The organism is Vibrio sp. 1727, assembly GCF_033344415.1.
GTDB classification, from domain to species: domain Bacteria; phylum Pseudomonadota; class Gammaproteobacteria; order Enterobacterales; family Vibrionaceae; genus Vibrio; species Vibrio alginolyticus.
Genome location: NZ_JAWPOT010000176.1, coordinates 1 through 805 on the forward strand (window position 1 = coordinate 1; position 805 = coordinate 805).

General features: G+C 49.4%; 1 protein-coding gene. It reads right to left on the reverse strand.

Features of this window, described 5'->3' with window-relative positions:
* Positions 1 to 71 precede the first annotated feature (71 nt).
* Positions 72 to 805 (reverse strand): nitrogen regulation protein NR(II) (gene glnL, locus R8O10_RS24625; RefSeq protein WP_318191875.1); only part of this gene is annotated, 734 nt, incomplete at its 5' end.

Here is an 805-nt window from a genome sequence, read left to right on the forward strand (position 1 = left end):
ATCCTTTACTCATGTACTAATCCTTGCAGCAAAAACCGTAAATTGGCGCTCAACGAAATCCATTCGTGAGGTCAAATCGGCAAATAAATTGTAAAAGTGGTGTGGCCAGGCCAGCTTTCAACGTCGATTTTTCCGTTGTGCTGGTCGATCAAATTTTGTGAGATGGACAACCCGAGTCCGGTGCCGCCTTCGCGCCCGCTGACCATGGGATAAAACAAGGTGTCCTGTAATTCTGGTGGAATGCCCGGCCCGTTATCAGTGATCTCGACGCGCGCCGCTAATTTGCAGCGTTTGCCATGAATGTTGGCTTGATGCACCGTTCTGGTGCGAATGGTGATGTTGCCGTGCTCTTGATGAGCAAGAATTTGTGCCGCGTTGCTGACGATGTTCAGCATCGCTTGTTCTATTTGATCCGCATCCATCAAAATCTCAGGCAAGCTCGGGTCGTAGTCGCGTTCGATGATGATAGAGTTTTGAGATTCTAACTCGACCAGTTGGCGTACTTTCTCCAGAATTTGGTGCAGATTTTCTTGTGTCTTTTTGCCCGGTTTCTGTGGGCCAAGTAGGCGGTCGACTAACGCTCTTAATCGATCGGCTTGTTCGATAATGATGTGGGTGTATTCGGTTAACGATGGATCGGGCAACATTTTTTCCAGCAGCTGCGCCGCACCGCGTAATCCGCCAAGTGGATTTTTGATCTCATGAGCTAAACCGCGCACGAGCAGTTTGGCGGCTTGTTGCTGTGCGTGTTGGTTGAGCTCTTGAGTGAGGCGTCGTTGTTGATCTATCTTGCGCATTTCAACCA